This window comes from Algoriphagus resistens, assembly GCF_001442615.1.
In the GTDB taxonomy this organism is placed as follows: Bacteria; Bacteroidota; Bacteroidia; order Cytophagales; family Cyclobacteriaceae; genus Algoriphagus; species Algoriphagus resistens.
The window spans coordinates 210,993-217,955 of sequence record NZ_LMXN01000012.1; the positions used below are offsets into that span (position 1 = coordinate 210,993).

The window sequence follows — 6,963 nt, forward strand, 5'->3', positions numbered from 1 at the left end:
AATTTTAATTTGACTCGGGAACATAGAGCAATACTTCCTTCTCAAAGTCATATAGCGTGAGCGATCTCAGTTCATAATAGGCCATCCAAAAATCCCGCAGTGAAGTGTAAAAAGCTCGCTTATTGGCATCTTTTTCATTTTGGGCTATATTGAGATTGGTGATGGTCACATTGCCCGTCTGGTATCTCTTAAGCGCAATATCGTATCGTCGCTGGGCTACATCGTCAGCAACTTTTGTGACATTTAACCGTTGCTTGATCATCTGGAAGTTTTTTGCCATCGTAAAAATTTCTTGCTCAAAATTGATCAGCTCCTGCGCTACGGTATAATTAACCAATTCCTGATTTGCCCTCGCCATTGACATTCTGGCTTTATTTCTCCCCCAGTCCAAGATAGGGACCGAGAATCCCAGGCTTACCAATGCCTGAGTATTGGGATTCTGATACAAATCGGTAAAATTAAATGCAGCATTATTGTACCCATACCTGGCGTTCAGTTGAACCTGGAATCGCTGTCCTCTTGCTTCGGCAACCTGTGATTCTGCTTCTAGTTTTTGTCTATCATACATAATCGCTTCTGCTCTATTCTGAAATGCCAGGTCAATGGCCTGCTCTACGTTCACTTCAAACTCTGGGATGTTAATTGGGGAAACAAGATTGAGTTTAGAAGTCTGATTTAAGCCTATGAAAGAATTCATAGCAAATGCCGCACTTTCTAAGGAAAGCTGGGCCTCTGCCATAGCCTGCTGCGCATTTAGTACCGTTAATTCAACCTGCAAAAGATCATCTTCGGGTGTGATTCCCCGCTCATTTCTTTGCTTTTCAATCTGAAAAATATCTTCGGTATTCTTCAGATTTGTGGTTGCAATCTCAAAATCAACCTGCGCGGTTAAATATTCAAAATACAACTGGGTTACGTATCTGGAAACCTCCTCCATCTCCTGCACATATTCACGCTTACTCTCTTCATACAACAGCGGTTCAATCATTTTAGCCCATTTATATTGGTTGTATGCGAAAATTGGCTGCTGCAAGGCCACATTAATCGGCACTCCCGAATATCTAGTCTGCTGCTCACCTGGGCCAGAAAGAAAATCATCAAATCTGTTTGTTGATGTATTGACCGAAACTGTTCCCCCGGTCAGTCCTATCACCTGCTCCAAACCCAGATTTAAATCCATCAAATTTTGCTTCACAGGAAGAAAAGCAATCGAACCGTCTGGCTGAGTGATATTATTATACGCCTGGGAATATTGGGGAATTGTACCTGAAATTCTCAGCTGGGGATTATAATTTGATTTGAACAGTCTGTATTGCCAGTACAGATTATCCCTCTTGGTTTTTGCCCTAAGGGCGGCTGGTGAATTATCCTTGGCCTGTTGTACCAATTCTTCCAAAGTGAAAGTCAGCGTTTCTTGAGCATCCACATATCCTACAGTCGCACCTGAAATAAGTAGTATAAAAAGGACTTTACTAAAAAGTATTCTTCTGAAGTTCATATGGACAATTTTTTGAATTGAAAAAGATACTTTATTCTTATCAACTAAAATACTGATTGATTCCGCACAAACAAGAAACTTATTGCACTTCAATTCCTAAAAAATCTAAAAAAGTAAAAGATTCACATTCATTACGCTCCTTTTACCCCTTTGCTTAACTTGCGGACAGATTAAAACCAGGCATGAAAACAATTATCAGTTTTGTAATTCGCTACGTTCCCAGACCACTGTTACAGCGCGTCAGTCCATTAGTAATGAAAGTCTTTGGCCAGATGAACTCTGGCAATGATGTCACCTGCCCGGTTTGCGGCCATAGTTACAAGAAATTCCTGCCCTATGGAAGAATCGCCAGAGCAAATGCACTTTGCCCAAATTGCCTCTCATTGGAACGTCATCGGTTGATGTGGCTCTTCCTTAAGCAGAAGACAGACTTTTTCTCAGCTCCACTCCGAGTGTTGCATGTAGCACCAGAGCATTGTTTCATTGGGCGTTTTGAGGGACTCAAAAACCTCGACTACATCACTGCAGATCTAGAGTCCCCTTTGGCGAAGGTGAAAATGGATGTTCACGATATCCCATTCCCGGAAAACAGCTTTGATGTAGTCTTCTGTAACCATGTATTGGAGCATGTAGAAGATGACTTGAGAGCCTGTGCGGAGTTCAACCGGGTTTTGAAGCCCGATGGATGGGGAATACTTCAGTCGCCCGTCTATCCTATCGAAAAAACCTTAGAGGACAAGAATATCAAAGACCCTGCGGAACGGGAACGTCTTTTTGGGCAGAGGGATCACGTGCGTAAGTTTGGAAAAGACTATGCTGAACGTCTCAGGAAATCCGGGTTACTAATCGAAGAAAATTTATTTGTAAAAGAGCTCTCCCTTGATAAACTCAAGCAACATGGCCTTCCGCCAGAGGAAGTTGTTTTTGTGTGCAGGAAAGGTGATTAACCTCTTATTGCTTTCCTCAACAGTTCCAGAGGCAATCCAAGTCCATAAGACCAAAGCTGTGAAACAGAAGTAAACCAGCTCAACACTCCGACTTTAAACGAGCTGTTTTGAATTGCCGAGGAAAAAACCACACCTATACTCCAGCTTAAAAATATAGCTGCACTGAGTTGAAAAAGCAGTTTGTTCACAAAATAGAAAAAAGGGATAGCGAGACTAAACAGTAAAAAAGCCGTTGGCAACCAATGAACCACCTTGATAGCTCCGGGATGGAATCTGGATACATTCACCCTGTTTCTGCCAAATGAAAATGCCTGTTTTGCAAATGATACCAGTGTATTTTTTCGCTTGTGGTACACAAAAGCCCCCTCTATTAATTCCAGCTTAAACCCTGCTTTTTTAATACGGATACTCCATTCTATATCTTCCCCTTGGTTCGGATCGGCAAATCCTCCCGTTGCTTCAAAGACCTTTCTGGCTACACCCATATTAAATCCTCGGGCCTGATAGTTTGATGGATCTTTCATTTTACCCCGGATGCCACCTGTTGTCCAGAAAGATGTCATGGCAAAGTCCATGGCCTTTTGTAAAGCTGAAAAATCATCTGCTGCAGCATCAGGACCTCCAAATGCATCAAGACCCCGGTTTACAATCGCGTGTGATAGCTTTTGAAAATAACCCGGGGGTAATAGCACATCAGAATCCAGGATAACAAAAAAATCACCAACAGCGGCTTTCATCCCATTATTTCGTGCAAATCCCTGGCCTGAGTTTTCCTGAACCACATACTGAATTGGTAGCCTGTCACTAAATCCTTCCACAATATCACTGGAATCACGTTTGGAGCCATCCTCAATGACCACTACCTCTAAGTCAGCAACCCTTTGACTTGTGATGCTTTCCAATAATTCGCGTAACTCTTCTGGCCTATTATAAACCGGTATGATTACCGAGAACTTCATCAAAAATCGAAGTTAATCTCTTCGTCAATTTTATACTCGGTATCTTTTGATTGATTGGAAGTCATCAGCTCAGCGATAAATCCAGTCACGAATAACTGAACTCCAATAATTAAGGCTACCAACGCTAAAAAGAACAAGGGCTGGTCTGTTATTTCCCTAACTTTATATCCTTTACTTAACCCGTAGATTTTTTCAAAGATCAACCAACAGGTGATCACAAAACCGGCCAAAAAAGAAAAACTTCCCAAGAACCCAAAAAAATGCATAGGCTTCTTTTTATAACGATGCACAAAAGACACGGAGATCAGATCCAGAAATCCATTCAAGAAACGTTCGATCCCAAATTTGGAATAGCCATATTTTCTAGCTTGGTGCTGCACTACTTTTTCTCCTATTCTTCCAAATCCATTCCACTTGGCAAGTAAAGGTATATACCGATGCATCTCCCCATAGATCTGTATATTCTTCACCACTTTAAGACGGTAAGCCTTCAATCCACAATTGAAATCATGAAGCTTGATCCCAGAAATCCATCGGGTCACTCCATTAAAAAATCTAGAAGGGATTGTTTTCCCTAGGGGATCATGTCGCTCTTTCTTCCAGCCAGAGACCACGTCAAACTTTCCTTCAGTAATCATTACAAATAGGCCAGGGATCTCATCAGGACTGTCCTGAAGATCTGCGTCCATGGTGATTACCACATCTCCAGAAGCCTTCTTAAACCCAGCGTCCAATGCAGCCGATTTCCCATAGTTTCTGGTAAAATTAATCCCTTTTATTTCATCTCCCGCCAGCGCCAAGGTGTTGATAATTCCCCAGGAATTGTCCGAACTACCGTCATTAATAAAAATCAACTCATAAGAAAAGCCGTGATCAAGCATGACCCGGCTAATCCATTGAGTTAATTCAGGCAGCGACTCCTCCTCGTTAAATACGGGAACTACAACTGAAATCTGAGGCATAATTTAATAATCGAGAGACTTATCTCTTTTCTTTAGGATTGCTCCCAAAATTAAAGCAATAATTGCATAAACTATAAGGCCAAAACCAAAGTTCTTCAACTGTCCTGTTAAAGTAAAGCTATTGGCATTACCTGCTCTCATTTCCTCAAGAACCGCAGGATCCATAGCATCTGGGTCTTGACCGAATTTTTCCATCATTGACATTTGCGTTTCAAATGCTTGGTCTGCCAATACTCCGGCTAATGAAGGGTCAATCACCTGAAACAAAATAATCTGGCCAGCCAATCCCACCAGACCTGATATTACTATGGCGATAAAGCTAAAATTGAACGCTGTTCCAAAACTCATAAAACCACCCAATTCATCTCTATACTGTTTACCAAAATATATCATCAAAACAAAGAATAAGACGATGGCTACCAGACCAAACCACGCTGAACCAAGCAGCGTAGAATTAATAAAATACGCTATAAACGTAAGCGCCAAAGACACTAAGCCGATTGTTAAGCCAGGCTTTATAGCTGCCTGAAAAGGAGATTGTTTCTCTTCCATGAGTTCGTTAGTTAGGATTTTTCCTTAAAATAATAGATATAATAATAGTAAAAAACAGGCCAGGGATGATTTTCCATAATGCATCATTCAATGCTATGTCCAATGTGACCATATTCTTGATGCTTTCTAAGGTCAAATCAAATGAACTTTCACCTACCTGGGCTACTATTGAATCCCTACTTTTTCCTAATACATCAAGTTTAGATAGTTTAATTTGATCAAATAGATCAGGGTGTATAATTAAAAATAACCAAATACCAACAAGGGAAATTACCGCTTCTAACAAATAGGTGACAAATCCTACCGACATACCCTCTGCAAAAGATAAATAGCCATTATTGCTATACTCTTTGAAAAATTTGATGGCTAAAAAAATAGCAATCGGGGTTATAACATACCCGAATATCAGATTTAAATTAGTTGGATCTGTATATAAGAATGAAAGTACGATAAAAGCTACAATACTTAAAGCACCCGCAATGCTTCCAAATTTGTAGGCCGAACTAAAGTATCTATACATTTACTTCTAGTAATTGCCCTTTTTGAATCACATATTTCACCTGGCCTTTTAGATCCTTTCCATACCAAGGAGAATTAGAAGAAAGGGATTTATTGGACTTTTCATTGTAAGTCCATTGGGCTTCTGGATCAAAAATTGTCCAAGACTGAGCTAGCTCATGAGGTAGTATACTTTGAGGTCCAGTTGTAACTTTTTCTAGTAAAAGAGCCCAGCCAAGCTCTTTCTCGAGCAAGACCATTGCAGGAAGGAATGTTTGTAACCCTACCATTCCAAAATTAGCCAGATCAAATTCCATGAATTTAGAATCTCGATCTTCCGGCTGATGGTTACTTACAAGTGCGTCAATTGTTCCGTCTTTTAAGCCTTCAATAAGTGCATCTCTGTCCTTGTCTCCTCGGAAAGGCGGCATAACTTTAAGGTTTGGATCAAAATCCATCAAATCAGCATCCGAGAATAACAATTGATAAATAGATACATCCGCAGTAACATTCAATCCTTCAGCCTTTGCTTCTCTTATAAGGCCTACCCCCTTTTCAGTATTGATAGTTTGAAAATGGACCCGTCCCCCTGTATAGCGAATGATCTCAAGATTTCTCTGAATAGCTACATCTTCAGCAAGATTTGGAATTCCCTTTACGCCTAACATAGTTGAGTTTTCGCCTTCATGCATATGTCCAAAAATAGCCAATAAGGGGTCATAGGCATGGTCAAAAAGAACACCACTAAACTTCTGAAGATACTGGAGGGTTTTCAGGTATCTGTCTCCATTGGCTAAAGACTTCAATCCTTCTCCAAAAACAGTAACCCCTGACTGATGGTGCATATCAAGAATTTCTGTAAAATTTTCCCCATCCGTATTCTTGGTAACCGCTCCTTGAATCAAGAATTCAGGAGTATATCTTTTGGCTCGGTTCAGTACAAAATCAACATCACCTTTAGATTGTATTACAGGTTCTGTATTGGGCAGGATAACAGCTGCTGAAAAACCACTTGCTACTAAGGATTCTGCAAGACTTTCAATAGACTCCTTATATTCAAGTCCAGGCTCTCCCATTCCGCATCTAAGATCAATCCAACCTGTTGATACTATCCATTTGGAAGCGTTGATTTCTTGGTCGAAGTTTGATGTATTGCTTTCAGAAGCTGGTGAAAACGCTCCTTTTTCAAAAACATAATCCTTTGATTCTTCTAAACCAGCAGGATCAATAGTACGGAGGCCTTTAAATAAAATAGACATTAAAATTTACTTTGATGCAAAGCTGCAATAATATTCCAAAAATGAAAAATAGTATTTCAAAATAAGATTTCCATAAACCCAAAAAAAAGCCCTAAGGAATAAACCAAAGGGCTTTGAATAAATGAGGCGGCGGCCTACTCTCCCGGGTGTAACCCCAGTACCATCGGCGCTGCAGGGCTTAACTTCTCTGTTCGGGATGGGAAGAGGTGGGACCCCTGCGCCAGGCCGCCTAAATCTTTGTGGTATAACCACTTAATAATTTAAGTTCTGCTCCGGTCTTCCGACTTT

General features: G+C 40.6%; 7 protein-coding genes and 1 rRNA gene. 1 reads left to right on the forward strand and 7 read right to left on the reverse strand.

Going from position 1 to position 6,963, the window contains the following annotated elements:
* Positions 1 to 4: 4 nt before the first annotated feature.
* Positions 5 to 1,498, reverse strand: a complete 1,494-nt coding sequence (locus AS141_RS19440) for a TolC family protein (RefSeq protein ID WP_057939361.1) — start codon at positions 1,496 to 1,498, stop codon at positions 5 to 7.
* A 182-nt stretch (positions 1,499 to 1,680) separates the two neighbouring features.
* Here AS141_RS19440 and AS141_RS19445 point away from each other — a divergent pair, with 182 nt between their 5' ends.
* On the forward strand, positions 1,681 to 2,445 hold the full coding sequence (locus AS141_RS19445) for a class I SAM-dependent methyltransferase (RefSeq protein ID WP_057939362.1): 765 nt from the start codon (positions 1,681 to 1,683) through the stop codon (positions 2,443 to 2,445).
* Here the strand turns inward: AS141_RS19445 and AS141_RS19450 are convergent.
* The 6 genes from AS141_RS19450 to rrf form a co-directional block, all read right to left on the reverse strand.
* Positions 2,442 to 3,404 carry a glycosyltransferase gene (locus tag AS141_RS19450; protein WP_057939363.1) on the reverse strand — a complete coding sequence of 321 codons (963 nt, stop codon included), beginning with the start codon at positions 3,402 to 3,404 and terminating at the stop codon, positions 2,442 to 2,444. The genes AS141_RS19445 and AS141_RS19450 overlap by 4 nt on opposite strands.
* Positions 3,404 to 4,366: a glycosyltransferase family 2 protein gene (locus AS141_RS19455; RefSeq protein ID WP_057939364.1), complete on the reverse strand. Its 963-nt coding sequence runs from the start codon at positions 4,364 to 4,366 to the stop codon at positions 3,404 to 3,406. The genes AS141_RS19450 and AS141_RS19455 overlap by 1 nt, the downstream gene beginning before the upstream one ends.
* Positions 4,367 to 4,369: 3 nt before the next feature.
* Entirely contained in the window at positions 4,370 to 4,918 is a 549-nt protein-coding gene (locus tag AS141_RS19460; protein WP_057939365.1) for a DUF4199 domain-containing protein, read from the reverse strand.
* Positions 4,919 to 4,925: 7 nt separating this feature from the next.
* Entirely contained in the window at positions 4,926 to 5,438 is a 513-nt protein-coding gene (locus AS141_RS19465; protein ID WP_057939366.1) for a DUF4199 domain-containing protein, read from the reverse strand.
* A complete protein-coding gene (locus tag AS141_RS19470; protein ID WP_057939367.1) occupies positions 5,431 to 6,675 on the reverse strand; it encodes a dihydroorotase in 1,245 nt (414 codons plus the stop codon). Before AS141_RS19470 ends, AS141_RS19465 begins: the two co-directional genes overlap by 8 nt.
* 121 nt (positions 6,676 to 6,796) lie before the next feature.
* Positions 6,797 to 6,908, reverse strand: a 5S ribosomal RNA gene (rrf, locus tag AS141_RS19475).
* Positions 6,909 to 6,963 lie beyond the last annotated feature (55 nt).